Origin of the sequence: Marinomonas sp. NPDC078689 (assembly GCF_044542435.1) — a bacterium.
Taxonomy (GTDB): domain Bacteria; phylum Pseudomonadota; class Gammaproteobacteria; order Pseudomonadales; family Marinomonadaceae; genus Marinomonas; species Marinomonas arenicola.
Genome location: NZ_JBITUJ010000009.1, coordinates 131,410 through 158,166, shown reverse-complemented (window position 1 = coordinate 158,166; position 26,757 = coordinate 131,410). Strand labels below are relative to the sequence as shown.

Genomic DNA, 26,757 nt, shown 5'->3' with positions numbered 1-26,757 from the left:
ACATCGTCTTCGTTGTTGTGAAGCGTTGTCCGTGTCAGCGAGGGCGTATATTAAGGATCTACAGATTTAGTGCAACCCTTTTCTGAGAAAAAGTGCCATTTAATCCAATTAATTTAAAAGAATCGCAAAAGCGATCAATTAACCAACAGAAAAGGGTATTTTTGTTCAATTTTCAACCACAAAAGAGGCTTTACAAGACTCTCTACTTACACCCTATTGCTTAGCTAGGGTAAACTCCCCTTTCTTATCAACACACCACGGCGTAACAATAGTGACTCAACCTTCTACTTCTTCTGGCTCCAATGCATTACATCTACCAGTAACACTAGCGGTTGCTCCAATGGAGGGCGTTATGGATCACACCATGCGCAATCTATTATCAGAAGTAGGCGGTATGGACTATCTTGTCTCGGAATTCATTCGAGTCACTCAATATGCAATACCTGCACACACCTTTAAGCGTCTTGTGCCAGAAAACGCCAATCACGCAAAAACCAAACACAACCACCCAGTGCACACTCAGCTACTAGGCAGCAATGCAGAGTTAATGGCTGAAAGCGCATTTAATGCAGTGCAATCTGGCGCCACACACATAGATGTGAATTTTGGCTGCCCAGCAAAGCGCGTTAACGGCCATGGTGGCGGCTCAGTACTATTACAAACACCGAGGGCGCTATATGACATCATGAGCAATATCCGACAACAGCTTCCCAAACACATACCAGTGTCTGCAAAGATCCGCTTAGGTTATGAAGATGAAGAGCTATTGCTTGATAATGTCGCTGCTATTGAAAATGCCGGCGTAGGCACCTTAACCATACATGGCAGAACAAAAAAAGACGGCTATAAGCCACCCGCTCGATGGGAAAAAATTGGACTAATCCAAGACCAGACAAAAATGACGGTCGTTGCCAACGGTGACATTACAGATATGGACTCTTTACTGCGCTGCCAAGCCATCACTGGGTGCCAGCATTTTATGATCGGTCGAGGCTCATTGAATAACCCATTCGTTTTCCAACAAATAAGAGCGCAACTCTCTGGAGCGACTCTTCCTACAGACAATGACGCCCTATTAAATCTATTCAATAGTTACTGTAATCAGCTAAAAGCGCATTATGATGAAGTAGCAAGCCTAGGAAGACTAAAACAATGGTGCGGACACTTACGCTTCGAATACCCAACGATAAAAGAAAATCTACAAACACTAAGAAGAAGCAAGAGCACAAACGAACTATTAGAAAGACTGGATGAGAAATTTTAGCAAGGAAGACTGTTTCGCATAGAAATTTTAATAGAGAAATGCGATGGGAAAAAACAGAAATGGAAAAGAAATTATGAGAACAAGAAGGGAAACAAGAGAATGGTGCACCCGAGAGGATTCGAACCTCTGACCGCTCGGTTCGTAGCCGAGTACTCTATCCAGCTGAGCTACGGGTGCTCAATCGTTTTTTCATAAAGAACTTAAAGAAGAAATCTTTAAACACTTTTAAGTAATGGTGCACCCGAGAGGATTCGAACCTCTGACCGCTCGGTTCGTAGCCGAGTACTCTATCCAGCTGAGCTACGGGTGCTCAAAACTTTTTTCTAAGACATTTAAAAGGATAGCTTTAAATCTCTTTCTGTAATGGTGCACCCGAGAGGATTCGAACCTCTGACCGCTCGGTTCGTAGCCGAGTACTCTATCCAGCTGAGCTACGGGTGCTCACTACAAATAACCTTGTCTTTCTTAAAAAGGATAGTCTTTAAGAGGACAAACTTGAAATGGCGGAGAGTTAGGGATTCGAACCCTAGATGAGTGTTAACCCATACACCCTTAGCAGGGGCGCGCCTTCAGCCACTCGGCCAACTCTCCAAACAAGTGCGGCGTAGTATATACGCCTTATTTGTTTTGTAAACCCTTTTTTTAAAATTATTCTTCTAAATCTTGTTCGCCCTGTTCTTTTTGGATTCTAAGGTAGATTTCTTCACGATGCACAGAGACATCTTTAGGCGCATTGATACCAATGCGAACCTGATTACCTTTAACACCCAGAACAGTGACTGACACGTCGTCACCAACCATCAAAGCTTCACCAACACGTCGAGTAAGAATAAGCATAATATTTCTCCCTGTAATTCCTTTATAATTTATCTAGATTTAACCTACACAAGCTGTAGGGAAAATCCTACAAAAGAATTGTAGCTTTTAGGTGCACATTAAGCCATCCCCACTTTGTGGTTATATTGCGATCACTTTGTGACTAAAGCGTGACTAAATGTCACGCTTCGCTAATACCGGCTGCACTATCACTCAATTTAAACGCAGAATGTAACGCTCGAACCGCCAATTCCATGTATTTCTCATTGATTATCACAGAGACTTTGATTTCAGACGTTGAGATCAGCTGAATATTAATAGATTCACCTGCTAATGCTCTAAACATAGTGCTGGCTACACCAGCATGAGAGCGCATACCTACCCCAACAATCGAGACTTTCGCGATCTTCCCATCGGTCAGAATCCCACGAGCGCCTAATTCACCCTCAATACCTTCTAGAATGGCTAAGGCTTTATCAAAGTCATTACGGTGTGCCGTGAAAGTGAAATCCGTTGTACCATCCGCAGAAACATTCTGCACAATCATATCAACTTCGATGTTTGCATCACTGATCGGCCCTAAAATACGGGCAGCGATACCTGGAGTATCAGGCACCCCTTTCAATGTCAGCTTGGCTTCATCACGATTAAATGCAATACCAGAGACAGCTGGCTGCTCCATGTTCTTATTCCCTTCAGTCGTAATCAATGTACCTTCACCTTCAACAAAACTAGACAAAACCCTAAGGGGCACTTGGTATTTTCCAGCAAATTCAACCGCACGAATTTGCAGCACCTTTGAGCCTAAGCTTGCCATTTCAAGCATTTCCTCAAAGGTAATCTTTTCTAATCGACGCGCACTATCTACCACACGTGGATCCGTTGTATAAACGCCATCAACATCGGTATAGATTTGGCACTCATCCGCTTTTAGCGCCGCAGCAAGCGCCACGCCAGTCGTATCAGAACCACCTCGACCTAATGTCGTTATGTTGCCATATTGATCCGCGCCTTGAAAACCGGCCACAACAATGACACGCCCAGCGTCTAAATCCGTTCGCATTGCGTCTGTATCAATCTCTTGAATACGCGCTTTACCATGAGCGTTGTCAGTTGTAATGCGCACCTGCGATCCAGTATAGGAACGGGCATCAACTCCGCGTTTCATTAAGGCCATAGACAACAATGCGATGGTCACCTGCTCACCAGTAGAAAGCAGCACATCCATCTCTCTCGCACTTGGTGCTGACTCAATGCTTTTTGCAAGCTCAATAAGCCGATTGGTTTCGCCACTCATAGCAGAAACGACTACTACAATGTCGTCGCCATTCTGTTTATGCCTATGCACCCTATCTGCAACCGCTTCAATCCGCTCTATTGTGCCGACTGAAGTGCCACCGTATTTTTGAACTAACAACGCCATAGTCTTTCATTTACCTACATAAATGCCCAATGGGCGAATATTACTTACACTCTTTCAGCAACCCACTCAGGGACTGCAGCTAAAGCACTAGGCAGAGCATCAGGATTATTCCCGCCAGCTTGAGCCATATCAGGGCGACCGCCCCCTTTACCATCAACCAAAGGCGCTATCATTTTAATCAAGTCACCCGCTTTGACTTTTTTCGTTAACTCTTTCGTCACACCAGCAATTAGGCTTACTTTGCCGTCATTGACCGATGCCAATAGCACCACTGCCGACTCAAGCTTACTTTTAAGCTCGTCGAGCAAATCACGCAATTCTTTTGGATCATTCACATCCACTTGCGCAACCAGCAGCTTACCACCGTTAATATCCACAGCTTGAGAGGCTAAATCTGCACCCGCTAAGGCCGCCATTTTACCCTTCAACACATCCAGCTCCTTTTGCAGCGCGCGAGCATGTTCATTTAACGCAACCACCTTATCTAGAGCATTTTCTTTATTGCCCTTCACTAAGGACGCTACTTTTAACAACGCCGCTTCTGTTTGACGAGTGGTGTCGATAGCCGCTTTGCCTGTCACCGCTTCGATACGGCGAACGCCAGCAGCAATACCATTCTCAACTAAGATTTTGAACAAACCGATATCGCCAGTACGACTAACATGCGTACCGCCACACAATTCAATAGAGTAATCCGCCCCCATGGTCAGCACGCGCACTTCGGCGTCATACTTCTCACCAAACAAGGCCATCGCCCCTTTGGCTTTCGCCGACTCTATGTCCATGATGTCGGTTTCAACAGGACGATTTAAACGAATCTGCTCGTTTACCATGTCTTCGATTTGCTCAATCTCAGCGGCGGTCACCCCTTCAAAATGAGAAAAGTCGAAACGCAAGCGCTCAGGATCAACCAAGGAACCTTTTTGCGTAACATGATCACCCAACACACGACGTAACGCTTCGTGCATCAAATGCGTTGCAGAATGGTTCAAGGTAGTTGCATTACGCAAAGAACGATCCACTTCTGCAGTGACCTTATCGCCAACAGACAAACGTCCTTCTTTCACTTCACCATGGTGAAGGTGCGCTTTAGCCAATTTAGTTGTATTAGAGACCTTAAAGGCCGCAGGTCCACGCAACCAACCCTGATCGCCAACCTGGCCACCGGATTCGCCATAAAAAGGCGTTGTTTTCAATACGATCACAGCAGATTGACCGGCTTCAATCGACGCAACAGACTCACCGTCAAGCAAAATTGCTTCCACTTCACACTGATCTTCAAGCTGGTTGTAACCAGTAAATTCCGTCACCGCATCTAACTGCACACTGCCCGACATATCCATCGTAAAGTTGCTCGCCGAACGCGCTCTGGCACGTTGCGCATCCATCGCAGCATCAAAGCCTTCTTCATCGATTTCCAGACCATTTTCACGAGCGACATCATTTGTCAGATCCGCAGGGAAACCAAAGGTATCGTACAATTTGAATACGGTCTCACCTGGGATGACTTTCGTATCGCCCAAGTTCGCAATCGCGTCTTCTAAGATTTTCATACCCTGATCAAGCGTTTTAGCAAATTGCTCTTCTTCTTTTAGCAAAATAGAGGCAACACGCTCTTTTAGCTTACGAAGTTCTGGGTAAGCATCGCCCATCTCTTTATCAAGCGCTTCTACTAGGGTATGGAAAAAGACACCACTTTGACCCAATTTATTCCCGTGACGAATAGCACGACGAATAATACGACGCAGCACATAACCGCGACCTTCGTTAGAAGGAATAACGCCATCCACGATCATAAAGGAACATGAGCGAATGTGGTCGGCAATAACTTGCAAAGATTTAGAAGAAAGATCTTCCGTACCAACGGCTTTCGCAGATGCAGCGATCAAATTTTGGAACAAATCAATTTCGTAGTTACTGTGAACGCCTTGCAAAATCGCCGCAATACGCTCTAGTCCCATACCGGTATCAACGGATGGTTTTGGCAATGGCGCCATAGTGCCGTCCGCAGATCGATTAAACTGCATGAAAACAACGTTCCAAATTTCGATGAATCGGTCGCCATCTTCTTCTGGAGAACCTGGAGGCCCACCCCAAATATGCTCACCGTGATCATAGAAAACTTCAGAACAAGGACCACAAGGACCTGTATCGCCCATCGCCCAGAAATTATCAGACTGGTAACGACCGCCTTTGTTATCACCAATGCGGATGATTTTCTCTTCAGGCAAACCAATGACTTTATTCCAGTAGTCGTAGGCTTCATCGTCTTCTGCGTAAACGGTAACCAACAATTTCTCTTGCGGCAGCTTCAACACAACCGTTAAGAATTCCCACGCGTAACTAATGGCTTCCTTCTTAAAGTAGTCACCAAAACTAAAGTTACCCATCATTTCGAAAAAAGTATGGTGACGTGCGGTATACCCTACATTTTCAAGGTCGTTATGCTTACCACCGGCTCGCACACAACGCTGAGAAGTCGTCGCTCGTGTGTATGGACGAACATCATCACCAAGGAAAACGTCTTTAAATTGGACCATACCAGCGTTGGTAAATAACAAGGTCGGATCATTTCCAGGGATCAACGAGCTTGATTCTACGATCTGGTGCTGCTTGTTTTCAAAATACGATAAAAATGACTGGCGTAACTCAGAACTCTTCATAATTGGATGAGTCTCTATCTCTTAATTTGTCTGGCGAATTGAAATGCGTGAATGGTCTATAGAAAAGCCCATTCGGTGCAATGAAAAGCACAAAATAGTACACGCAAAGGATAGGTGTTTTCAAAAGAAACCGAGGGGATTTTAAGCTTATTTTGCGCAAAACTTAAGCAAAAGTATCTTTCTCTGCAGAAAAGACACTTTTGCTTAGTAGAATTACTGAGAATTGTCGTTATTAATGTAACGATATTTTGGGCGAGCCGTCATTCGAGTAACCAATTCATAGCCAATAGTATCGGCATACTCGGCCACTTGTTCAACGGGGACATCACCACCCCAGAGCACCACTTCTTGGCCTAATTCTGGCGCAGAATGATAATCCGCCATTCTAACCGTGATCATATCCATGGACACACGACCGGCCAAATAAGCGGATTGCCCTGCGATTTGCAATGGCGTCTCTTCTTTTGCATGGCGCGGATATCCATCGCCATACCCCACCGCCACCGTGGCTAGCACATGATCTTCTTGCGCTTCATAAGAATAGCCGTAGCCCACGGTATCGCCTTTTTTGAGACTGCGTACCGACATCACTTTAGAAGACAAGGTCATCGCTGGTTGCAAACCAAGCTGCGTTCCTGTGACTTCAGCAAACGGAGAAATACCGTATAGCATGATACCAGGACGAATCCACCCACCTTCAGGCACACTCCATTTCATGATAGCCGCAGAGTTCGCCACACTGGCAGGTATATCACCAATCAATTGTCGAGTGCGCTCGAAATACGCCAATTGTTCCATGGTCGCCATATCGGACAAATCGTCCGCACAGGCAAAGTGTGTCATTAACAACACTTCACCCACCTGACCTGATGATCGTAATTGATCAACAAAATCGTTAGCGCCATCCATGTCCACACCCAAACGGTGCATTCCGGTATCCAGCTTAACAAACACCTTTTCGATGTTCACTTGGCTGCTTAATAGTTCAGACAATTGTTGAGCGTTTTCCAGCGCCGCCCAAAAGCCATGCTGCTCACATAGCGCCCATTCATCTGCTTCGAAGACACCTTCAAGCAACATGATTGGAGATTCTACGCCCGCGTCTCGAAGCGCCAACGCTTCTTCAATTGCAGCCACGGCAAAGGCATCCACTTCTTTGTCTAAAAAGCGCGCAACTTCCACCGCGCCATGCCCATAAGCATTACTTTTAACTACCGCAAACGCTTTACAAGTTGGCTGTAGTTTTTTTGCATAACGATAGTTGTTTAGAATGGCATCTAAATTAATCGTTGCAGTCAGTGGCCTTGCCATCTTTATCCCTTATTACTTATAACGTTTAATAGATAGGTCTTGTGAATCGATAGCTGTTTTGTCATCTGACATGATATCAGCAATCACTGCCGCTGAGCCGCAACTCATTGTCCAGCCTAGTGTTCCGTGACCTGTATTCAAATACAGACCAGCAATACCACTGGCACCAACAATCGGCGTACCGTCTGGTGTGTTTGGACGCAAACCTGTCCAGTATTCCGCTTCTGCAAGATCACAGCCTTGGTTAAACAGCTCACGTACCACGTGGGTAATGGTTTCCGTTCGTACTTTTGGCAACTCTAAATTAAAGCCATTCAACTCAGCCGTTCCTGCCGCACGAATTCGGCCACCTAAACGCGTCACTGCCACCTTATAGGTTTCATCCATTACGGTGGATGTTGGAGCAAACTGGCTGTCTGTGATTGGTACGGTTAAGGAGTAGCCTTTTACTGGGTAAATGGGCACAGAAATGTCGATCGCTTTTAACAACTCTTTAGAGTAGCTGCCCATGCAAACCAATACTTTATCAAAGGTTAAATCACCTTGGTCTGTTTTCACCGCACGCAGCTTGCCACTTTCAACCACCAATTTATCAATTGAGGTATTGAATTTAAATGTGACACCCATGTCATCACAGTGCTTCTTCAATTCCTGACAAAACATAAAGCAATCGCCTGTTTCATCGCCCAGTAGGCGCAACCCGCCTTTAAACTGATCGATGACAGGTGCCAATCCTGGCTCCACTTTTAAAATGTCGGCAGGCGTCAGTACTTGATGCGGCACATTCAACGCTTGCAGTACTTTTATGTCTTTTTCAGAAGCTTCTACTTGAGCGTCTTTACGGAACAATTGAGTCGTGCCGCCTTGACCGCCATCGTATTGAATTCCAATTTCTTTGCGGATTTCAATGAATTGATCTCGACTGTATTCAGCCAGCGCCATCATGCGTGATTTATTCACGTCATAAGCTTTCTCTGTACAGTTGGCCAGCATTTGACCCATCCAGATAAGCTTCTTCATTTCAGGTTCAGCACTGATTTTAAAAGGAGCGTGTTTTTGCATCAGCCATTTAATGGCTTTCAATGGCACACCCGGCGCAGCCCAAGGGGCAGAATAACCAGGAGAGATTTGCCCAGCATTCGCAAAGCTAGTCTCTAGTGCTACACCAGGCTGACGATCAATAACCGTCACTTGATAGCCTTTCTTTGCCAAATAGTAAGCTGAGGTTAACCCAACGATACCAGCACCTAATACACATACCTGCATAAGAACACACCCAAAATTAATCAAAGTCGATATGGGCATTCTTTCATAAGATATATAGTTTTTTCATCTTATTTAAAAACACCAAGCAGTTTAAACAACTTCTTAAATGAAAAAAATTAGATTATTATAAAAGAAAATATAGAATCCTCTCATTCTGATCAATGCTAAAATACAGAAACGCTAGCATAAAGAGACACCCCCTAATGTACACATCCCCTTCCACCATGGACCACGCGCTTATTCTACTAGGTGGTCGAGAGCACGCCGTCAAAGAAATACAAAGTAAGTTAAAACAACGTGGACATAGCGCAGAAGACATTTCCACTACGATCCAGTCTCTTATTGAAATGAACTACCTGAACGACCAACGCTTTGCAGAGATGTTTGTGCGCAGCCGAATAAACAAACCTCTTGGCGCCTTAAGAATCAAACAAGAGCTAATGAGAAAAGGAATTAAAGAGGCGCTTGCTAATCAAGCCATCCAAGACTGTGATGCGGATTGGTTTGAGTTAGCCAAAGAATTAAAAGAAAGAAAATTTGGTGACGGCCAGACGAAAGACTTCAAAGAAAAGGCCAAACAAATGCGCTACCTACAATACCGAGGCTTTAATTTTGACCAAATTAACTACGCCCTAGCGCCAAACTCAGACGCATAAAGATGCCGTCATAACCCTATTACCCGCTAGAAAACAGTCATAAAAAAAAGCAGGCTTAAAGCCTGCTTCTTTCAAAAAACACTAAGATGACAGTTCAGCGTCTAATTACTCTTCTGCTTCAGCTTCAACATCTTTCGCGGCATCAGCAACAGGCGATCCCTTTGGCAACAAATCTTCACGGATCTTAGCTTCGATTTCTTTCGCCATGTCTGGGTTTTCCGCTAAGAATTGAGCAGCATTGGCTTTACCTTGGCCAATTTTATTGCCTGCATAGGCATACCAGGCGCCGGCTTTGTCGACAAAACCTTGTTTCACACCCAAGTCAATAATCTCACCCATGCGGTAAATACCTGCACCGTAGTGGATTTGGAATTCTGCTTGTTTAAACGGAGGAGCGATTTTGTTTTTAACGACTTTAACTCGTGTCTCGTTACCTACCACTTCCTCGCCCTGTTTAACCGATCCGATACGGCGGATATCCAAGCGAACAGAAGAGTAGAATTTCAGTGCGTTACCACCAGTCGTTGTTTCTGGTGATCCGAACATGACGCCAATTTTCATACGAATCTGGTTAATAAAGACAACCAAGCAGTTCGCATTTTTGATCGAGCCTGTTAGCTTACGCATTGCTTGTGACAGTAAACGCGCCTGTACACCAACAGAAGAGCTGCCCATTTCGCCTTCGATTTCAGACTTAGGTACCAACGCCGCTACCGAGTCAACAATGATCACGTCAACACTGTTAGAGCGAACCAACATGTCTACGATTTCAAGCGCTTGCTCACCGGTATCAGGTTGCGAGATCAATAAGTCAGCGATGTTAACGCCTAGTTTTTCAGCGTATGAAGGATCAAGAGCGTGCTCGGCATCAATAAAAGCACAGGTTTTACCTTGTTTCTGAGCTTCGGCAATCACGCTCAGCGTTAGTGTCGTTTTACCTGAAGACTCAGGGCCGTATATTTCACAAATACGACCATAAGGAAGTCCACCAGCACCTAGCGCAATATCCAGACCGAGCGATCCAGTAGAAACCGTATCAATATCAAGCTTAGCACCTTCGCCCATCTTCATGATGGCGCCTTTACCAAATTGACGCTCGATTTGAGACAGCGCTGCGTCTAGCGCTTTTTTCTTATTGTCTGCAATAGATGACATAGTGGAATCCTTGTGGCTAATTTTCGTTGTGGCTAACTCTAGCGGTTTTTATTAAGAAGCTCAAGAAATACTGTATATAAAAACAGTATTATTTTTCTTGCTGCAAAATCCTCTCTACCACCCCTTCTAAGGCGGCAATAACGGTGGCTTCTCGGACACATTGACGATCACCAGAGAACTGAAAACGCACCGCCTCAGCGTCTTGATCTCTTATTTTCCAAGCAATATAAACACAACCGACAGGTTTTTCTTTAGACCCTCCTGTTGGTCCAGCCACGCCACTGACTGCGACGGCCATATCGCCTCCTAATAATAAAGCGCCGGCGCACATCTCCTTCACCGTCTGCGCCGATACAGCCCCTTCACTTTCCAAGGTGCTGTGCTGCACAGACAAGGCGTTTTCTTTCGCCTCATTGGCATAACTGATCACGCCACCAAAAAACCAAGCAGAACTGCCCGACAACTCAGTACAAACCGCGCCAATTAATCCTCCCGTGCAGGACTCCGCCGTCACTAGTTGCCAATCACAGTCTTGCAATGCGGTCGCAGCCCGCTGTGCTGCTTGCGTCATTTCTTGCATTCGACTCATGTTATTTCACACCTTAAATCCTGATTCAATTTCCCGTAGAATAGCGCTCTTATTTTTGGATCACAATCGAGCAAATCGCATGAGTAAAACGTCACCAGACAATCACACGCCCATGATGCGCCAATACTTTAGTTTAAAGTCTCAGCACCCTAAACAATTACTGTTTTATCGAATGGGTGATTTTTATGAGCTATTCTATGACGATGCAAAACGCGCGGCACAATTGCTCGATATTACGTTAACGGCACGAGGCTCCTCTGCCGGCCAACCTATTCCGATGGCCGGCATTCCATTCCACGCCGCAGAAAACTACATTGCTCGCCTTGTTCGCCTTGGCGAATCCGTTGTTGTTGTTGAGCAAATTGGCGACCCAGCCACCAGCAAAGGCCCAGTCGAGCGTCAGGTCGCACGCATTGTGACTCCTGGTACCATCAGTGATGAAGCCTATCTAGAAGAAAAACGCGAAAACTTATTACTGTCTATTGCTCACCAAAGCCGAAAAGGCCTAGATGTTTTTGGTTTTTCTTATCTCGACATGGCAAGTGGCCGCTTTTGCGTATTCGAAGTCGATGGCTATGACGCTCTAGCAAGCGAATTGCAACGTCTGACACCCAGAGAGATTCTTATTTCTGAAGACTTTCCAGCACGCAAAACGATCAATCTAGAAAAAGGCGTCTCTGAACTCGGTCCTTGGCACTTTGATTATGAATCCAGCTATCGCCAATTGATCCAACAATTCAATACCAAAGACTTATCTGGCTTTGGTTGCGAGGCACTGACTGCTGCTGTGGCATCGGCTGGCGCTCTGTTGCAATACGCCAAGGACACTCAGCGCTCCGCGTTGCCCCATATTCAATCGATCACAGTCGAACATAAAGACGATTCGGTGCTGATCGACGGCGCAACACGACGCAACTTGGAAATTGATATCAATCTTGCCGGTGGCACAAGCAACACGTTAATCAGCGTGTTGGATGAATGTGCGACCCCCATGGGCAGCCGCTTATTGAAACGTTGGTTGCACACCCCTATTCGTGACTTAGGCGAAATACTGGCACGCCAACAAGTTGTGGCTGAACTCAAAGATCAGCGCTCGTTTTCAATGCTGGAAGCGCCGCTTAAAAAAGTAGGCGATCTCGAGCGTATTTTGTCCCGTGTCGCGCTACGCTCTGCACGTCCGCGGGATTTACTCAGATTAAGACTGGCGTTAGAAGCCGTTCCAGAAATCAACCAACTTATTGCTGACACGCAAGCTGAGCGCTTAGCGCAACTTAACAGCCGTATTATTGCCCAACCAGAGATGACAAACACACTGATCAGTGCGTTAGTCGAAAACCCTCCTTCTGTGGTGCGTGACGGTGGCGTCTTTGCAAAAGGCTATGATGCAGAACTGGATGAGTTGTTATCTCTGTCCACGAACGCGACTGACTACCTAGCCGAAATGGAACGCAGTGAAAAAGAACGCACAGGCATCAGCTCGCTAAAAGTTGGCTTTAACCGTGTGCATGGCTACTACATTGAAATCAGCCGTTTGCATTCCGATCAAGCTCCTGTGGAATACATTCGCCGCCAGACACTTAAAAATGCCGAACGTTTTATTACCCCAGAATTAAAAACATTTGAAGACAAGGCGTTAAGCGCCAAGTCAAAAGCACTTGCGCGTGAAAAAGAGCTTTATGAAGACCTACTTGATCAGTTAAATAACTCCCTGACTGAGTTGCAAACGACAAGCCAAGCATTAGCCCAACTGGATGTGTTAAGTAACTTTAGCGAGCGCGCAGAGACCTTAAACTTGGCTTGCCCTGAACTGCATAATCGCGGCGGCATTCAAATCCAAGGCGGTCGCCACCCTGTTGTCGAAGCGGTTATTTCAGAACCGTTTGTTCCCAATGATTTAGATATGCATGAGAAGCGCTCGCTGTTGATGATCACAGGCCCTAACATGGGTGGTAAATCGACCTATATGCGCCAAATCGCCTTGATCGCTTTATTAGCGCACACAGGGTCTTTTGTCCCTGCAGAAGCCGCGTCCATCTCAGTGGTCGATCGTATTTTTACCCGCATGGGCTCTTCAGACGATTTGGCCGGTGGCCGCTCTACCTTCATGGTAGAAATGACAGAAACCGCCAATATACTCAATAATGCCAGCCAACAAAGCCTAGTATTAATGGATGAAGTTGGGCGTGGTACCAGTACCTTTGACGGCTTATCATTGGCATGGGCTGCGGTTGATTACTTAGCGAATCAATTAAAATGCTATGTATTGTTTGCCACCCATTATTTCGAGCTGACAACACTTGCTGAGCAACTTGAAAACGCGGCAAACGTTCATCTAACCGCCACAGAATACGATGATGAAATCGTCTTTTTACACAAGGTTCATGCCGGTCCCGCTAGCCAATCTTATGGGTTACAAGTTGCGCAACTCGCAGGCGTTCCAAGAAACGTCATCAGCCATGCAAAGCAAAAGCTTGTTCAGCTAGAAGTGACCACGGGAGTGGACGCCTCCACGGTGGAGATAGCAAAGGCGCCAAAAGTAAAAGAAAAAAGCGAGCTCTATTCACCGCAACAACCTGATTTATTTGCCCAAGCGGATCAAAATGCACTTAAAGACGCTATCAGCGAGTTGGACCTAGACAATATGACGCCCCAACAGGCAATCAATGAGTTGTATCGCTTAAAATCTGACTTTTAAGCACCAGATGAATAAGCTAATAGCGGATAAATGTAGAGGATAGGCGATTGCTGCTTGATGCCAAACCGCCTATGCCTCTAAAATGACGCACAATTATATTTACTAGCTTGTGAGGAGAAGTCGAATGGCTTTCATCGTTACCGATAACTGCATTCGCTGCAAATACACTGACTGTGTAGAAGTCTGCCCTGTTGACTGTTTCTACGAAGGTCCTAATTTCTTAGCCATCAACCCAGATGAGTGTATTGATTGCGCGCTTTGTGAACCTGAATGTCCAGCTAATGCCATTTTCTCTGAAGATGAGCTGCCAGCAGATCAAGAAGTGTTTGTTGAACTAAACCAAGATCTTGCTTTGATTTGGCCAAACATCACTGAAAAGAAAGAAGCTATGGCTGACGCAGCAACCTGGGATGGTGTTGAAGATAAGCTTGAGTACCTAGAGCGTTAATCACGTTTCTCGGCACTTAGGATGACAATATAAAAGCGGCGGATGTCGCTTTTTTTGTTTTTGAGTGTGCTACGCAAAATAGCAGGCACAAAAAAGGGCGACCTAAGTCGCCCTATTATCGCTTCACATCCTGTTAAGCGACTCATCCAATGAGTTAACATCCCTGCTCGCTTCTTCCAGAAGCTATCAACCATTCCCTGTTAATCCGACACAATCCATTGAGCCTTGTTAAATCCGTTTCGCTCATCCATAGCAAAGACCATCCTAGTCCTTTCCATTTATCCACCAACATCCTGTTTGGTGCACTTCCTATGCCAATCATCCGTGAATTCCCTTTGGATGAGTTAAATGTAACACGAAATAAGTAAATAACAAGCAAAGAAAAAACAGAAAACAAGCTAAAAAACAAATACAAAATACTTATAAATCAATAGCTTATAATAAAACCACACATTCTCTCCTTTTTTACTACATAACAATAGGTTAAGGACTACAAGAATGTCAGATTTCCCCTACAAAAAAGCGTCATCACACACAAGAAATAAAACCATCTGACCACTTAATCGCATCTAGGTAAGTTTCATAAAGCTCATTTTGCTCACTGCTTTCTACGGCGTGATCACGACGATACTGTTCCACTTGATTGAGTGTTTGGCCGACGCGACCAGAACGATGAACAATGGCATTAATAAACTCATGGGGAAGTGGTAACTCACTGAGTGCTTTGTCTAACCGTATGCCAACACAAACATCGATCATCGACAGCATGCCCGCTAGAAAATATTTGTCTTCATTATCGTAAGCTCTGCGGCGCGCCAAAAGCTCTGCATGCTTGGCTCGTATCATAATACTTTGCAGTAAAACATGACGATCCCCCGTCATTTCCGACATGAGCAGCAAGTTAACCAATGACTTCAGTTTTTCCATACCGATCAAAGTAATGGCCAAGCGGAGAGAATCGACAGAAGCCATCAAGCCGGTAACGGGAGAATTTAGAAAGCGCAATAATTTGTGAACAAGCCCAGCATCTTGACCGATAAGACGCTCCAACTCAGCCACATCCATTTCCGATGAATTGAGCATCGCCGCCATCAAGCGCAGCAATGTCATACTATTTACTCGGGACGATTTGCTCGCCATTAACTCAGGCTTTTCAAAAAAGTAGCCTTGTAAGTACTTAATATCCAATAAGCGACAAAACTGGTATTCCTCCCAAGTTTCCACTTTCTCAGCAATAATCTCAACCTTAAAGCCTCGTAGTGCCTCAACCTGGCGATGAAACGCATCCTGCCCTAACGCCATAATGTCTAGTTTTATGTAATCCGCCAGCTCAATAAACGGCACGAGCTTAATATCAAAAACAAAATCGTCTAACGCAATGGTATACCCTGCTTTTTTCCAACGGCGTAAAGCGGCTAATAACACGGGATCAAACTGGGCATTTTCAAGCACCTCAATCACCACCACGTTAGGGTCTATCGGCACACCATTAGGATTAAGCAAATAGGCTCGAGGAAAGTTAATAAAGGCCTTTTTATCACCAACAAGGTTCAACATGCCCAATTCTAGTAAGCTGGCGGCCACAACTTGTGCCGTAGCACCAACCTCATCAATGACTTCAGCATACAAAGCATCGCTATTTTTGCGATAAAGTAACTCATACCCCATAGGAGCAAGACTGGTGTTTACAATCGGCTGTCGAGCCAGCACCACCTGGTGATGAGTCTTATCTAAAGAGGTGTCCATGTCTTTCACTTCGCTCCGTTGAAAAATAACTTTCTTAATCTGTACCCAGTTCACTGAAAATTGCCATTGGGCAGAGACAATAAACTTGGTAACATGAGTGCCTATATAAAGCAAAAAAATCTGTGGGGAAAGCAATGCCAGCATATCGCTCAAAAACAACGACTTCAGGCCGCAACATGGCCGGCGCGCGCGCTTTATGGCGTGCAACTGGTATGAAAGACGATGACTTTCATAAACCAATCATTGCCGTCGCGAACTCTTTTACGCAATTTGTACCAGGTCACGTACATCTTAAAGACCTTGGCCAGTTAGTTTGTCGAGAAATCGAAGAAGCTGGCGGCGTGGCAAAAGAATTCAATACCATTGCTGTCGATGACGGTATTGCAATGGGCCATGATGGCATGCTTTACAGCTTACCTTCTCGCGATTTGATTGCCGACTCTGTTGAATACATGGTCAATGCTCACTGTGCCGATGCACTGGTGTGTATTTCTAACTGTGACAAAATCACCCCTGGCATGTTAATGGCAGCAATGCGTCTAGACATTCCGGTGATTTTTGTTTCTGGTGGCCCAATGGAAGCAGGTAAAACCAAGCTTTCAGAAAACAAACTGGATTTGGTTGATGCCATGGTCATCGCGGCAGACCCAACCGCCTCAGATGAGAAAGTCGAAGAGTACGAGCGTTCTGCTTGTCCTACTTGTGGCTCTTGTTCTGGGATGTTTACTGCCAACTCAATGAACTGTCTAACCGAAGCACTAGGTTTAAGTTTACCGGGTAACGGCACAACGCTTGCCACCCACTCTGACCGTCATCGCCTATTCCTAGAAGCAGGCCGTCGCATTGTCGATATCACAAAACGCTTCTACGACAACGATGAACCACAATGGTCTCCTCGTGCCATCGCTACCTTTGAAGCCTTTGAAAACGCCATGACGCTCGACATTGCCATGGGTGGGTCAACCAATACGATTCTTCACCTATTGGCCATTGCTCGCGAAGCGGGTGTGGACTTCACAATGGAAGACATCGACCGCTTGTCTCGTCGTGTTCCTCAGTTATGTAAAGTAGCGCCTAACTCACCGAAATATCACGTAGAAGACGTGCACCGTGCGGGTGGTATTTTTGCCTTATTAGGTGAACTGGATCGCGCTGGTCTACTGCATAATCAATGTCACACTGTGCACTCTAACACCATGCTTGAAGCTCTGAAAACATGGGATATCATGCGTTCTCCAACGCCTGAAATCATCGAGTTTTTCAAAGCGGGTCCTGCTGGTATTCCGACACAAACGGCCTTTAGTCAGTCCACTCGCTGGCCATCACTGGATGGCGATCGTGCGGAAGGCTGTATTCGCTCGATTGAAAATGCCTTTTCCCTTGAAGGCGGCTTGGCCGTACTTTACGGCAACATCGCACTAGATGGTTGTGTCGTGAAAAGCGCCGGTGTTGACGAGTCTTGCCTTGTCTTTGAAGGCCCTGCTCACATCACAGAGTCTCAAGACGAAGCGGTTAAAAACATCCTTGATGACAAAGTAAAATCAGGTGAAGTGGTTATCGTACGTTACGAAGGACCAAAAGGCGGCCCGGGCATGCAAGAAATGCTTTACCCAACGTCTTACATCAAATCAAAAGGCTTGGGCAAAGCCTGTGCTCTATTGACTGATGGTCGCTTCTCTGGCGGTACGTCTGGTTTGTCTATTGGTCACGTTTCTCCTGAAGCGGCTGCCGGTGGCGCTATTGGTTTGGTAGAAAGTGGCGATATTATTCGTATCGACATTCCAAACCGCACCATCAATGTTCTGCTTAGCGACGAAGAATTGCAAAAACGCCGTGATACAATGAACGCGAAAGGTGCCGATGCTTGGAGACCGGTTGAAGACCGTCCTCGTAAAGTCTCTACATCATTAAAAGTGTATGCTCATTTTGCGACCAGTGCCGACAAAGGCGCAGTGCGCGATCTTGATCAGCTTAAATAATTAATAAAAGAAACCCAAAAGGCCGCATAGCGTCATCTTAGGCGTTGCGGCCTTTTTTCATTGAACACAGGAAACGACATGCTTAGCTATCGCCATATTTATCACGCTGGCAATCACGCTGATATTTTAAAACACATCATCGTCAGTGAGATCTGCAAACATCTGATTAAAAAGGATGCGCCTTTTTTCTATCTAGATACCCACGCAGGCATTGGTCAATATCCTCTAGATTCAGCCCAAGCACAAAAGAACAAAGAATTCCAAAGCGGCATCGCGCGTTTATTAGAAGAAGAGAACTTACCGGATGCGATTGAGTCCTTACTCGATATCGTGCGGGACATGAACCCAGACAATAAGTTGGCCTTTTATCCGGGCAGCCCAAAAATTGTCGACTACTATGTACGCCAAAAAGACAAACTTCACCTTTGTGAGTTGCACCCAAACGATTACCCAGTTTTGGCGGCGCTATTTCCGAATAAACGAAAAGCCAATGTGGTCAAAGACAACGGCTTTGATGCCGTGAAGTCGATGCTCCCCCCTCCTCAAAAACGCGGTTTTGTTCTGATGGACCCGCCTTATGAAGTGAAAAAAGATTATCAGTATGTTGTGCAGGCATTGCAGGATGGCCACAAGCGCTTTCCTCAAGGCAGCTACGCCATCTGGTATCCAGTATTAAACCGCAAACAGGCGGATAATTTGCTAAGAGCGGTAGAAACAACCAAAATACGAAATGTGCTATTGGTAGAAATGACCATTAGGGACTCTGAAAAAGAGCGCGGTATGGCCGGTAGCGGCATGATCATAGTCAATCCTCCTTGGACATTGGAAAAAGAAGCCAATGAGTTTCTTCCTGTTTTGACTAAGCTGTTAGCCGAAGACGCACACGCTGACTTCCAAGTAAGTTGGATCACCCCGGAATAAATTGTTTAAAAGGAGCGGCACAATGAATACCGTGATAGACCCTTTTGAGTTGGCCTTTAAGCACATGCCAACACCGGCCTTCATTATAGAAAGCCAAACAGGGAAGCTGCATTCTATTAACCATAGTTTCGCACTCTTATTTGAAAGCTTTAACGCGACACCAGGCGACTCCTGGGTCGAGCTGTGCGAAGAAGCAAACAGCCTAGAAGATTGGCAAGACTTGTACAAAAAGATTCATAATGGCCATATTGATCGCTGTGAAAATCTATTACGCATTGGCAATAAACAGGTCAACACTCAACTTGAATTTCAAGCCATGGGCGGCTTTGTGCTCGCTTGTGTTTACAACACAGATCACATGGATCTGGTTGATGCAGAAAACACTCTGCTTAAATTTGCCCTAACAGAGTCATCGGCAGGCCTTTGGATTTGGGAAACTGATTCGGATCTGATTTCGTGCTCTCAATCGATTGGTGCATTACTGGGATTACCACAAGACAAAACACCACGTTCCACCACGGAGTGGCATGCTCTTGTTCATCCTGACGATGTCAAAAAGCTGTCTACGGTTGTGACCGAACACGTCAACCATTGCCAAAATTATTACGAGGCGGAATACCGCATTCGTAAATCCGACAATGAATACATGTGGGTAAAAGAGCGCGGTCGTACCTACACAAAGCACATCGATGGCAGCATCAAGAAGATCATTGGTTTTGTTGAAGACATTAGCCCACAGAAAACCCTTGAAGAGCACCTACGCAACCAAGCAACGTTCGATGAACTGACCGGATTATTAAACCGTGGCGCTGCTGTTACGCACTTTAAGAAGCAACTGGGGCTTGCCAAACGTCAATACACCCCCTTGACCATGGCGAAAATAAACCTGGACGCAACAAACCGCTTGGCCGCCTTGCCTATGGAAATACGCAATTTGGCCATCCAGACCTCAGCGCGACATATCTATAAAAAAGTACGTGAAGCGGACGTACTGGCTCGAGTAGAACCCGATAAACTGCTGCTTCTGCTGCCTAATACCAGCATTAGAGACGCGCAAACCTTGCTGACGAACATCATCAATCCAACCGATAATGAGATCACCACATTAATCGAAGGAAAATCTGACCCTCTCGACTTCTGTGTCGGGATTGCTGCGTTTCCTGAAGACGGTGAGACGATTGAAGAATTAGCACAAAGCGCAAACGAGGCCGTTGAAATTGGTCGACAAAAACAACTTAGAGTCGTCATTAACTAAGCCTTTTCTTCCGTCATAAAAAAGGCGCTTGATAACTGGATAAAACAATCCAGCCATCAAGCGCCTTTTTTATATCTGTGCTTCTAAAACAAGCTTTCTCCTATTTGGTCGATGCGCCGATACGGCTTGCACAGCGACCAAATCAAGACATAACCATTACGCCTGTCCGTTTTTCCCTTCTTCAATACTCCGTTCGATGATCGGAGAGATCGTCATTCCTTGAACAACAATCGAGAAAATCACCACAACATAAGTCATCATAACCATCAAGGTATGGTAATCCACACCATTAATAATCAACTTACCGTGGGGAATAGAGGCCGCCATAGCCAACGCCAGCCCTCCTCGTAATCCACCCCAAGTGAGTATTTTAATGGAGTGCGCATCGTATGTACGAAAACGGCGGAAGCCAAGATACGGCAAAGAGACACTAATAAAGCGCGCCAACAACACAAGAGGCACCATCAATAAGCCCAACGCTGCTTCTGTCCAAGTGACAGGCAATACCACCAACAAAAGACCAATCAAGATAAACAACAAGGAGTTAAGGAAGGCATCCACTGTATGCCAGAAATGCGACAAAGTTTGCTGGCTATGCTCAGAAAAACCAACGGTACGGGTCACATTACCAATGAAGATACCACTAACCACCATGGCCAAAGGCCCTGAAATGTCGAGCAAGTTTGCTAATGCATAACCCGCACTAGGAATACACAAGGTAATCAACAATTCGATGCTGCTGTCATTACTGCGACAAATCAGCCAGTGAGCAACCAATGCCAAGACCACACCGAATAAAATCCCGCCAACTGCATCGACAAGGAACAGCTCAACAACGCCGGTAAACGTTGGCTCTTGGCCGGTGAAAATCAATGCAAAGATCGTTGAGAAAACAACCAAGCCAACACCATCGTTAAAGAGTGATTCCCCTTCAACTTGTACCGAAATTTTATCTGGGGCGTTCATTTTTTTAATGATTGCCAAGACCGCAATGGGGTCAGTTGGGCTAATCAAGGCACCAAACAGCATGCAGTAAATAAGCGGCAGATCCCAACCACACAGCGCCAACGCCCAGTAACTGAAGTAACCAATAATGATGGTTGAAATTAACGTTGATCCTAATGCCATGATGGCAATTTCCCAACGCTGATTACGCAGTAGGTGAAGATCAATCTCCAACGCCCCTGCAAATAGGAGGAAGCCAAGCATCCCCTTTAATAGCAGCATATTAAAGTTAAGCCCATCAACAGCTTGGGCAATCGATGCCGTAATACCGCCACCTGACACCGATGCTAGTACCATCAACAGCAATGAAATAACCACAGAACCTGTGGTTATTGCGATGGTTGTTTGCAATTTCAGAACATACTGGTTAGTGAAGGCGATAAAAATCGCCACCACTGATAATAAACAGAGGAAATACCAAGCGTTCATTTTTTCTCCAAGCTAGTAAGATAATTATTTGAAATAAGAAATCTTTTGGAATGCTCTTTGATCAAGAACGATTCCTGAATCTGAAAATGCATCGGCTTAGGTGTAGCTGACAACGCTAAGCTCAATAATAGTCCTCGGCTTTAAACCCTCAGGCAAAGCAGAAAACAAAATGTGGTGACTCAATTGAAAAGGTATTTGGCTGCCTAAACAATAAGGGCAACCAATAAAGAGTTTTCAAGCCATCATCGGAGCGGTAAATATAAGACTCTAAAGAGCCCAGTACAATACGTTAAATCAATACTGACTATGGTTTAGTCTATTATTATCGCAATAAGCACCCACCACTTCTTCTACTATTTTGCGCTGGTTCTTTGATAAATTGAGAAGCGATAATCGTAAGGATTAGGGCCTTCTGCCGCAAACGCTTCTTCCGCTATCAAGGTAAAAGAAGGCCATTCCACTTCAGGAAAATACGCATCCCCATTAATGTCAGCGTCCACATGAGTCACGTATAAACGATCCGCTTTTTCTAACGCCAACTGATAAATCTGTGCGCCGCCAATAACCATCACTTCTTCTTGGCCATTCACTAAACAAATGTCTTCACCTAACGAAATTGCCGCCTCTAACGAAGTCACTACATCAATGCCCTCTGCCTGATAATCACTGTCGTGAGTGATGACAATGTTACGTCGGCCTGGCAACGGCTTACCAATAGACTCAAAGGTCTTACGACCCATAACAATCGGCTTTCCCATCGTGGCTTGTTTGAAGTATTTAAGATCATTAGGAAGGTGCCAAGGCAATGAATTATTGATCCCGATAACTCGGTTAGATGACATGGCAACAATTAAAGACAACATATAATAAACCTTGTTTTAAGCCCCTAGACAGAAATCGTAAATGCGGCATCTTAGTAGGTAGGGGTTCTGATATAATCGATGAAAACTATTATACTCATGGCAGACCAGAATGCATTTCTAAAAAGATTTAAGTCGCTGCCAGACAATAAATACAAGGCTCTCTTCATGAAACAATATTTAGATCTTTGCCAGCGCATCGTTGATGAAGGCGTATGGGTAGAAAACGAACGCACCGGCAAACGCTGCTTAACCGTTATTAATGCGGATTTGACTTACGATGTGAGTAAGGGCGAATTCCCCTTGGTTACGACTCGGAAGAGTTATTGGAAGTCGGCTATCGCAGAAATTCTTGGTTATTTAAGAGGTTATGATAACGCCGCTGATTTTCGAGCCCTTGGCACCAAAACATGGGATGCCAATGCAAACAACAACCCCGCATGGTTAAATAACGTACACCGTAAAGGCGAAGACGACATGGGCTTGTGCTACGGCGCAATCGGTCGTGCTTTTCCCAAACCAGATGGCGGTCACATTGATTTGCTTAAGCAAATCATTGAAGATTTAACCAAGGGTGTGGATAACCGTGGGGAAATCCTCACTTTTTATCACCCGGGGGCATTTCACATGGCCTGCCTGCGCCCTTGCATGTATAGCCACCACTTTTCTTTGTTAGGCGACACCCTGTATCTAAACAGCACTCAACGCAGCTGTGATGTCCCACTTGGCCTTAACTTCAACATGGTGCAGGTCTATGTACTGCTTGCGATTGTGGCGCAAATTACAGGGCACAAAGCGGGGCAAGCATTCCATAAGATAGTCAATGCTCACATTTATGAAGACCAGCTAGAGCTGATGCGTGACGTGCAATTACAACGTGAACCTTATGCTTTGCCAACACTTAAGATCAACCCCGACATCAAGTCCCTAGAAGACATTGAAACTTGGGTGACTATGGATGATTTTTCTGTTGAAGGGTACCAATTCCACGAGCCTATCGCCTACCCGTTTTCTGTCTAACGAGGCTTTTTTACAAGCCGCCGCAAAGCGCTCTTGCAGCCTAAACCAAAAAAGCCAGTTACTTGAGTAACTGGCTTTTTTAGTACGATTCTCAGTAACTGGCCTATCACAAAAAAGGCGTTATCTAGGATTGTGGGAACTTCTTCATTTTAAAGCCAAACACAATCAGCATGATGCCAATAATCACCATAGGCAGCGATAAAACCTGCCCTTCTGTTACCCAACCAAACGCTAAATATCCGATTTGCGGGTCCGGTTCTCGAACAAACTCAGACAAAATTCGAAACACGCCGTAGCACAGCAAAAAGAGGCCCGATACACACCAGCGTGGTTTACTCTTTTTCGAAAAGAACCACAGTATGCAAAACAGAGCGACGCCTTCTAATGCAAACTGATATAACTGCGATGGATGACGCGCTAATTGCAACACATCTTTGGGAAACACCATGGCCCAAGGCACATCCGTTGGCTTACCCCACAACTCACCATTAATAAAGTTACCAATTCGTCCCGCACCCAAGCCAATCGGCACAAAAGGCGCGGCAAAATCGGTCACATCAATAACGTGTTTATTATAACGACGAGCAAATATGGCCATCGCCACAATCACGCCCAGTAACCCACCGTGGAATGACATACCGCCATCCCAAATTCTAAAGATTACTAAGGGATCGTCGACAAAAAAAGGAAATTGATAGAACAGAATATAACCAATACGGCCGCCTAATATAACGCCTAAGGCGCCATAAAAGATCATGTCGCTGACCATATCTTTCGTCCACAAGCCATTGGACATTTTTGCTCGATAGTTGCCTAATAAATACGCGCCAGCAAAACCGATTAAATACATAATGCCATACCAATGCACAGCAAGCGGCCCTATCGAAATAGCGACAGGGTCTATCGTTGGATAAGCTATCATAACGGTAAGAAAAACCTCTAAAGGGGGTGTTAATTCACGGTTGTTGTTTTAGAAGGGCGAACTAAACGCTCGATGTTAGCTTCACGCATTAATCTCGTCATCGTCTGAGTGACGGCGTCGGCATGCGCTAAATGAATCACTTGATCCAGCATATCTTGCGCTTGTTCCATCGAGATATTGCGAATAACCGCCTTCACTTTGGGTAAACTGGTCGAACTCATCGACAGCACGTCGTAACCCATTGCCATGAGAATAATCGCTCCCATAGGATCACCCGCCATTTCACCACAAACACTTAGGTTTATCCCTTCGCTTTTCACTTGCTTTACAATCGAGTATAAAGCTCGCAAAACCGAAGGATGAAAACAGTTATATAAGTCTGCTACACGCGGGTTATTACGATCCACCGCCAACAAATATTGTGTTAAATCGTTGCTTCCAACAGACATAAAGTCGACCAATGCCGCCAACTCTTTGACTTGGTAAACCGCCGCTGGAATTTCTATCATCACGCCCACTTGTGGCATTTTGACATCGTAACCTTCTTCTTTCACCTCGGCATAAGCACGGCGAATAAGCGCCAAAGCATCTTCCACTTCGGCTACGTTGGACACCATTGGCAACATGATTTTTAAATTGTGCAGACCGGCACTGGCTTTAATCATGGCACGTATTTGCGCCATGAAGATTTCCAAATGATCGAGTGTTACTCGAATGCCACGCCAACCAAGAAAGGGGTTTTCCTCGGCAATCGGAAAATATGGCAGCGCTTTGTCGCCGCCTATGTCCAATGTACGTACGGTCACTGGCGCGGGCGCAAAACCTTCCAACTGCTGGCGATAAATGTGCTCTTGCTCTGCCTCTGTGGGAAAACGATCACGCACCATGAAGGGCACTTCTGTACGATACAGACCAATCCCCTCAGCACCGCGATCCAAAGAACGCGCAATATCGGCGGTTAATCCTGTATTCACAAATAACGAGAGACGATAACCATCCGTCGTTTCACATGGCAGGTCTTTTAGTGTTTCGTATTCTTCTTCTAACTGGCGCTCTTCATCAACAATCTGAGTGTAGACTTGGATTAGATTCTCAGAAGGATAAGTAAAAACATGCCCCAAGTAACCATCGACAATCATGTCGACTTTATCTAACTGGGCGTAAGGTAAATCCAGCGCCCCCATGACAGTAGGAATCCCCATCGCACGGGCAAGAATCGCCACATGAGAGTTGCTGGACCCCATCACCGACACCAGGCCTTTGATCTTATCAATGGGAATTTCACCCAACATAGACGCCGTCAGCTCTTCACCGATAATAATACTCGGTTCGCTGAAACGTTCTGCTAAATTAGGGGCTTTTTCTTGCAGATGAGAAAGAATGCGGCGTCCGAGATCCCGAATATCGGTCGCTCTTTCGCGCAAATAAGGGTCATCCATTCGATTGAAATGCGCAATATGGGCTTGAATAACCTGCCTGATTGCCCCTTGAGCCCAATTGCCTTTTTTGATTTTCTTCTCGACCTCAACCACCAGCGAGTTATCATTCAAAATCTTCAAATAGACATCAAACAACGCTTTTTCATCCGTGGATAAATGCTGGCTAAGGCGATTACTTGCACGCCGAATATCTTCACGTACGGCTTCAAGTGCCTGATAAAAATCAGCAATCTCTGAAGCAGTGTCGGTAATCGTGCGATCAGGTATCACATCTAAATCGGCCAGTGGATACACCACCACCCCTCGCCCAATGGCGACCCCCGAACTCCCAGAGACACCTTTATAGCGAAAATCTGCTCCAACGGGTGCAGACGTTGCGCTTAGGCTAGTCATGGCGCCTGTCGCTTCTGCGTGAGCAATAACCCCCGCTAACTGCGCCGAAAGCGTAATAAGAAAGGCTTCTTCTCCCTCATCAAATCGACGCTTGTCTTCGTGTTGAACCACCAAGACACCAAGCACTTGTCGGTGATGAATAATGGGCACCCCTAGAAAAGAACGGTAACGCTCTTCACCGGTTCCACTGAGATAATGGAATGACGGATGGACATGGGCGTCTTCTAGGTTAACAGGCTCAGCACGACGCCCAACCAAACTCACCAACCCTTCATCGGACTTAAGGCTAGCGCTGCCAGCAACACCAGCATTTAAGCCTCGTGTTGCCATTAAAATATACTCGCTAGTATTAGGATCAACTAAGTAAATTGAACAGACTTCTGCCCGCATTGCTCTGCGCACACGCCGAACAATAATGTCCAACGCGGTCGGCAAAGACTGCGCAGCAGTCACTTCTTGGGTTATACGTCTGAGCAAACTTAGCATCGTTCTCCTTGCACCC

General features: G+C 45.5%; 20 protein-coding genes and 4 tRNA genes. 8 read left to right on the top strand and 16 right to left on the bottom strand.

Features of this window, described 5'->3' with window-relative positions:
• Positions 1–271 precede the first annotated feature (271 nt).
• Complete coding sequence (locus ACIGBN_RS14895) at positions 272–1,264, top strand: tRNA dihydrouridine synthase (protein WP_396666328.1); 993 nt, start codon at positions 272–274, stop codon at positions 1,262–1,264.
• A gap of 100 nt (positions 1,265–1,364) precedes the next feature.
• Here ACIGBN_RS14895 and ACIGBN_RS14890 read toward each other — a convergent pair.
• The 9 genes from ACIGBN_RS14890 to ACIGBN_RS14850 form a co-directional block, all read right to left on the bottom strand.
• Positions 1,365–1,441: transfer RNA gene (locus ACIGBN_RS14890), tRNA-Arg, on the bottom strand.
• 56 nt (positions 1,442–1,497) lie between these two features.
• Positions 1,498–1,574: transfer RNA gene (locus ACIGBN_RS14885), tRNA-Arg, on the bottom strand.
• Positions 1,575–1,628: 54 nt separating this feature from the next.
• Positions 1,629–1,705, bottom strand: a tRNA-Arg gene (locus tag ACIGBN_RS14880).
• A 60-nt stretch (positions 1,706–1,765) separates the two neighbouring features.
• A tRNA-Ser gene (locus ACIGBN_RS14875) sits at positions 1,766–1,855 on the bottom strand.
• 57 nt (positions 1,856–1,912) lie between these two features.
• Positions 1,913–2,101 (bottom strand): carbon storage regulator CsrA, encoded by a 189-nt coding sequence (gene csrA / locus ACIGBN_RS14870; protein WP_133002745.1) that lies wholly within the window; start codon positions 2,099–2,101, stop codon positions 1,913–1,915.
• Between the two features lie 160 nt (positions 2,102–2,261).
• The gene (locus ACIGBN_RS14865; protein WP_133002744.1) at positions 2,262–3,503 is read right to left on the bottom strand and encodes an aspartate kinase; all 1,242 of its coding nucleotides are present in this window, start codon (positions 3,501–3,503) and stop codon (positions 2,262–2,264) included.
• A gap of 44 nt (positions 3,504–3,547) precedes the next feature.
• The gene (gene alaS, locus ACIGBN_RS14860; RefSeq protein ID WP_396666325.1) at positions 3,548–6,166 is read right to left on the bottom strand and encodes an alanine--tRNA ligase; all 2,619 of its coding nucleotides are present in this window, start codon (positions 6,164–6,166) and stop codon (positions 3,548–3,550) included.
• A gap of 213 nt (positions 6,167–6,379) precedes the next feature.
• Entirely contained in the window at positions 6,380–7,477 is a 1,098-nt protein-coding gene (gene alr, locus ACIGBN_RS14855; RefSeq protein WP_133002742.1) for an alanine racemase, read from the bottom strand.
• Positions 7,478–7,489: 12 nt separating this feature from the next.
• Positions 7,490–8,743, bottom strand: coding sequence for a D-amino acid dehydrogenase (locus tag ACIGBN_RS14850; RefSeq protein WP_133002741.1), 1,254 nt, complete (start codon positions 8,741–8,743; stop codon positions 7,490–7,492).
• A gap of 203 nt (positions 8,744–8,946) precedes the next feature.
• Here ACIGBN_RS14850 and recX point away from each other — a divergent pair, with 203 nt between their 5' ends.
• Positions 8,947–9,399 (top strand): recombination regulator RecX, encoded by a 453-nt coding sequence (gene recX / locus ACIGBN_RS14845; protein WP_396666322.1) that lies wholly within the window; start codon positions 8,947–8,949, stop codon positions 9,397–9,399.
• 105 nt (positions 9,400–9,504) lie between these two features.
• Here recX and recA read toward each other — a convergent pair whose 3' ends face one another.
• Both recA and ACIGBN_RS14835 read right to left on the bottom strand, forming a co-directional pair.
• Positions 9,505–10,554 carry a recombinase RecA gene (recA, locus tag ACIGBN_RS14840; protein WP_243711970.1) on the bottom strand — a complete coding sequence of 350 codons (1,050 nt, stop codon included), beginning with the start codon at positions 10,552–10,554 and terminating at the stop codon, positions 9,505–9,507.
• Positions 10,555–10,642: 88 nt separating this feature from the next.
• Entirely contained in the window at positions 10,643–11,143 is a 501-nt protein-coding gene (locus ACIGBN_RS14835) for a CinA family protein (RefSeq protein ID WP_396666320.1), read from the bottom strand.
• A gap of 79 nt (positions 11,144–11,222) precedes the next feature.
• Here ACIGBN_RS14835 and mutS point away from each other — a divergent pair, with 79 nt between their 5' ends.
• Together mutS and fdxA are read left to right on the top strand one after the other, a co-directional pair.
• Complete coding sequence (gene mutS, locus ACIGBN_RS14830) at positions 11,223–13,838, top strand: DNA mismatch repair protein MutS (protein WP_396666318.1); 2,616 nt, start codon at positions 11,223–11,225, stop codon at positions 13,836–13,838.
• A 124-nt stretch (positions 13,839–13,962) separates the two neighbouring features.
• Positions 13,963–14,286, top strand: coding sequence for a ferredoxin FdxA (gene fdxA, locus ACIGBN_RS14825; protein ID WP_396666316.1), 324 nt, complete (start codon positions 13,963–13,965; stop codon positions 14,284–14,286).
• Positions 14,287–14,814: 528 nt separating this feature from the next.
• On the opposite strand, the gene ACIGBN_RS14820 is transcribed toward fdxA, so the two are convergent.
• Positions 14,815–16,032 carry an HDOD domain-containing protein gene (locus ACIGBN_RS14820; RefSeq protein ID WP_133002780.1) on the bottom strand — a complete coding sequence of 406 codons (1,218 nt, stop codon included), beginning with the start codon at positions 16,030–16,032 and terminating at the stop codon, positions 14,815–14,817.
• 134 nt (positions 16,033–16,166) lie between these two features.
• On the opposite strand from ACIGBN_RS14820, the gene ilvD reads away from it, so the two are divergent.
• The 3 genes from ilvD (at position 16,167) to ACIGBN_RS14805 (ending at position 20,187) form a co-directional block, all read left to right on the top strand.
• A complete protein-coding gene (ilvD, locus tag ACIGBN_RS14815) occupies positions 16,167–18,011 on the top strand; it encodes a dihydroxy-acid dehydratase (RefSeq protein ID WP_133002737.1) in 1,845 nt (614 codons plus the stop codon).
• A 78-nt stretch (positions 18,012–18,089) separates the two neighbouring features.
• Entirely contained in the window at positions 18,090–18,932 is an 843-nt protein-coding gene (locus ACIGBN_RS14810) for a 23S rRNA (adenine(2030)-N(6))-methyltransferase RlmJ (protein ID WP_133002736.1), read from the top strand.
• A gap of 22 nt (positions 18,933–18,954) precedes the next feature.
• Complete coding sequence (locus ACIGBN_RS14805; protein WP_133002735.1) at positions 18,955–20,187, top strand: sensor domain-containing diguanylate cyclase; 1,233 nt, start codon at positions 18,955–18,957, stop codon at positions 20,185–20,187.
• A gap of 156 nt (positions 20,188–20,343) precedes the next feature.
• Here ACIGBN_RS14805 and ACIGBN_RS14800 read toward each other — a convergent pair whose 3' ends face one another.
• Together ACIGBN_RS14800 and folA are read right to left on the bottom strand one after the other, a co-directional pair.
• Positions 20,344–21,621, bottom strand: a complete 1,278-nt coding sequence (locus tag ACIGBN_RS14800; RefSeq protein ID WP_396666312.1) for a cation:proton antiporter — start codon at positions 21,619–21,621, stop codon at positions 20,344–20,346.
• 353 nt (positions 21,622–21,974) lie between these two features.
• Positions 21,975–22,484 carry a type 3 dihydrofolate reductase gene (folA, locus tag ACIGBN_RS14795; RefSeq protein WP_396666310.1) on the bottom strand — a complete coding sequence of 170 codons (510 nt, stop codon included), beginning with the start codon at positions 22,482–22,484 and terminating at the stop codon, positions 21,975–21,977.
• Positions 22,485–22,649: 165 nt separating this feature from the next.
• On the opposite strand from folA, the gene ACIGBN_RS14790 reads away from it, so the two are divergent.
• A complete protein-coding gene (locus ACIGBN_RS14790) occupies positions 22,650–23,501 on the top strand; it encodes a thymidylate synthase (protein WP_133002732.1) in 852 nt (283 codons plus the stop codon).
• Between the two features lie 124 nt (positions 23,502–23,625).
• On the opposite strand, the gene lgt is transcribed toward ACIGBN_RS14790, so the two are convergent.
• Positions 23,626–24,423 (bottom strand): prolipoprotein diacylglyceryl transferase, encoded by a 798-nt coding sequence (gene lgt / locus ACIGBN_RS14785; RefSeq protein WP_396666308.1) that lies wholly within the window; start codon positions 24,421–24,423, stop codon positions 23,626–23,628.
• Positions 24,424–24,452: 29 nt separating this feature from the next.
• A complete protein-coding gene (gene ptsP / locus ACIGBN_RS14780) occupies positions 24,453–26,741 on the bottom strand; it encodes a phosphoenolpyruvate--protein phosphotransferase (protein ID WP_133002730.1) in 2,289 nt (762 codons plus the stop codon).
• Positions 26,742–26,757 lie beyond the last annotated feature (16 nt).

Coding starts and splice junctions, on each gene's coding strand:
- alr (WP_133002742.1), bottom strand. CDS start 7,477: ATGGCAAGGCCACTGACTGCAACGATTAATTTAGATGCCATTCTAAAC.
- ACIGBN_RS14790 (WP_133002732.1), top strand. CDS start 22,650: ATGAAACAATATTTAGATCTTTGCCAGCGCATCGTTGATGAAGGCGTA.
- mutS (WP_396666318.1), top strand. CDS start 11,223: ATGAGTAAAACGTCACCAGACAATCACACGCCCATGATGCGCCAATAC.
- recX (WP_396666322.1), top strand. CDS start 8,947: ATGTACACATCCCCTTCCACCATGGACCACGCGCTTATTCTACTAGGT.
- ACIGBN_RS14805 (WP_133002735.1), top strand. CDS start 18,955: ATGAATACCGTGATAGACCCTTTTGAGTTGGCCTTTAAGCACATGCCA.
- ACIGBN_RS14800 (WP_396666312.1), bottom strand. CDS start 21,621: ATGAACGCTTGGTATTTCCTCTGTTTATTATCAGTGGTGGCGATTTTT.
- csrA (WP_133002745.1), bottom strand. CDS start 2,101: ATGCTTATTCTTACTCGACGTGTTGGTGAAGCTTTGATGGTTGGTGAC.
- ptsP (WP_133002730.1), bottom strand. CDS start 26,741: ATGCTAAGTTTGCTCAGACGTATAACCCAAGAAGTGACTGCTGCGCAG.
- lgt (WP_396666308.1), bottom strand. CDS start 24,423: ATGATAGCTTATCCAACGATAGACCCTGTCGCTATTTCGATAGGGCCG.
- ACIGBN_RS14810 (WP_133002736.1), top strand. CDS start 18,090: ATGCTTAGCTATCGCCATATTTATCACGCTGGCAATCACGCTGATATT.
- recA (WP_243711970.1), bottom strand. CDS start 10,554: ATGTCATCTATTGCAGACAATAAGAAAAAAGCGCTAGACGCAGCGCTG.
- ACIGBN_RS14850 (WP_133002741.1), bottom strand. CDS start 8,743: ATGCAGGTATGTGTATTAGGTGCTGGTATCGTTGGGTTAACCTCAGCT.
- fdxA (WP_396666316.1), top strand. CDS start 13,963: ATGGCTTTCATCGTTACCGATAACTGCATTCGCTGCAAATACACTGAC.
- ACIGBN_RS14835 (WP_396666320.1), bottom strand. CDS start 11,143: ATGAGTCGAATGCAAGAAATGACGCAAGCAGCACAGCGGGCTGCGACC.
- ACIGBN_RS14865 (WP_133002744.1), bottom strand. CDS start 3,503: ATGGCGTTGTTAGTTCAAAAATACGGTGGCACTTCAGTCGGCACAATA.
- folA (WP_396666310.1), bottom strand. CDS start 22,484: ATGTTGTCTTTAATTGTTGCCATGTCATCTAACCGAGTTATCGGGATC.
- ACIGBN_RS14820 (WP_133002780.1), bottom strand. CDS start 16,032: ATGGACACCTCTTTAGATAAGACTCATCACCAGGTGGTGCTGGCTCGA.
- alaS (WP_396666325.1), bottom strand. CDS start 6,166: ATGAAGAGTTCTGAGTTACGCCAGTCATTTTTATCGTATTTTGAAAAC.
- ilvD (WP_133002737.1), top strand. CDS start 16,167: ATGCCAGCATATCGCTCAAAAACAACGACTTCAGGCCGCAACATGGCC.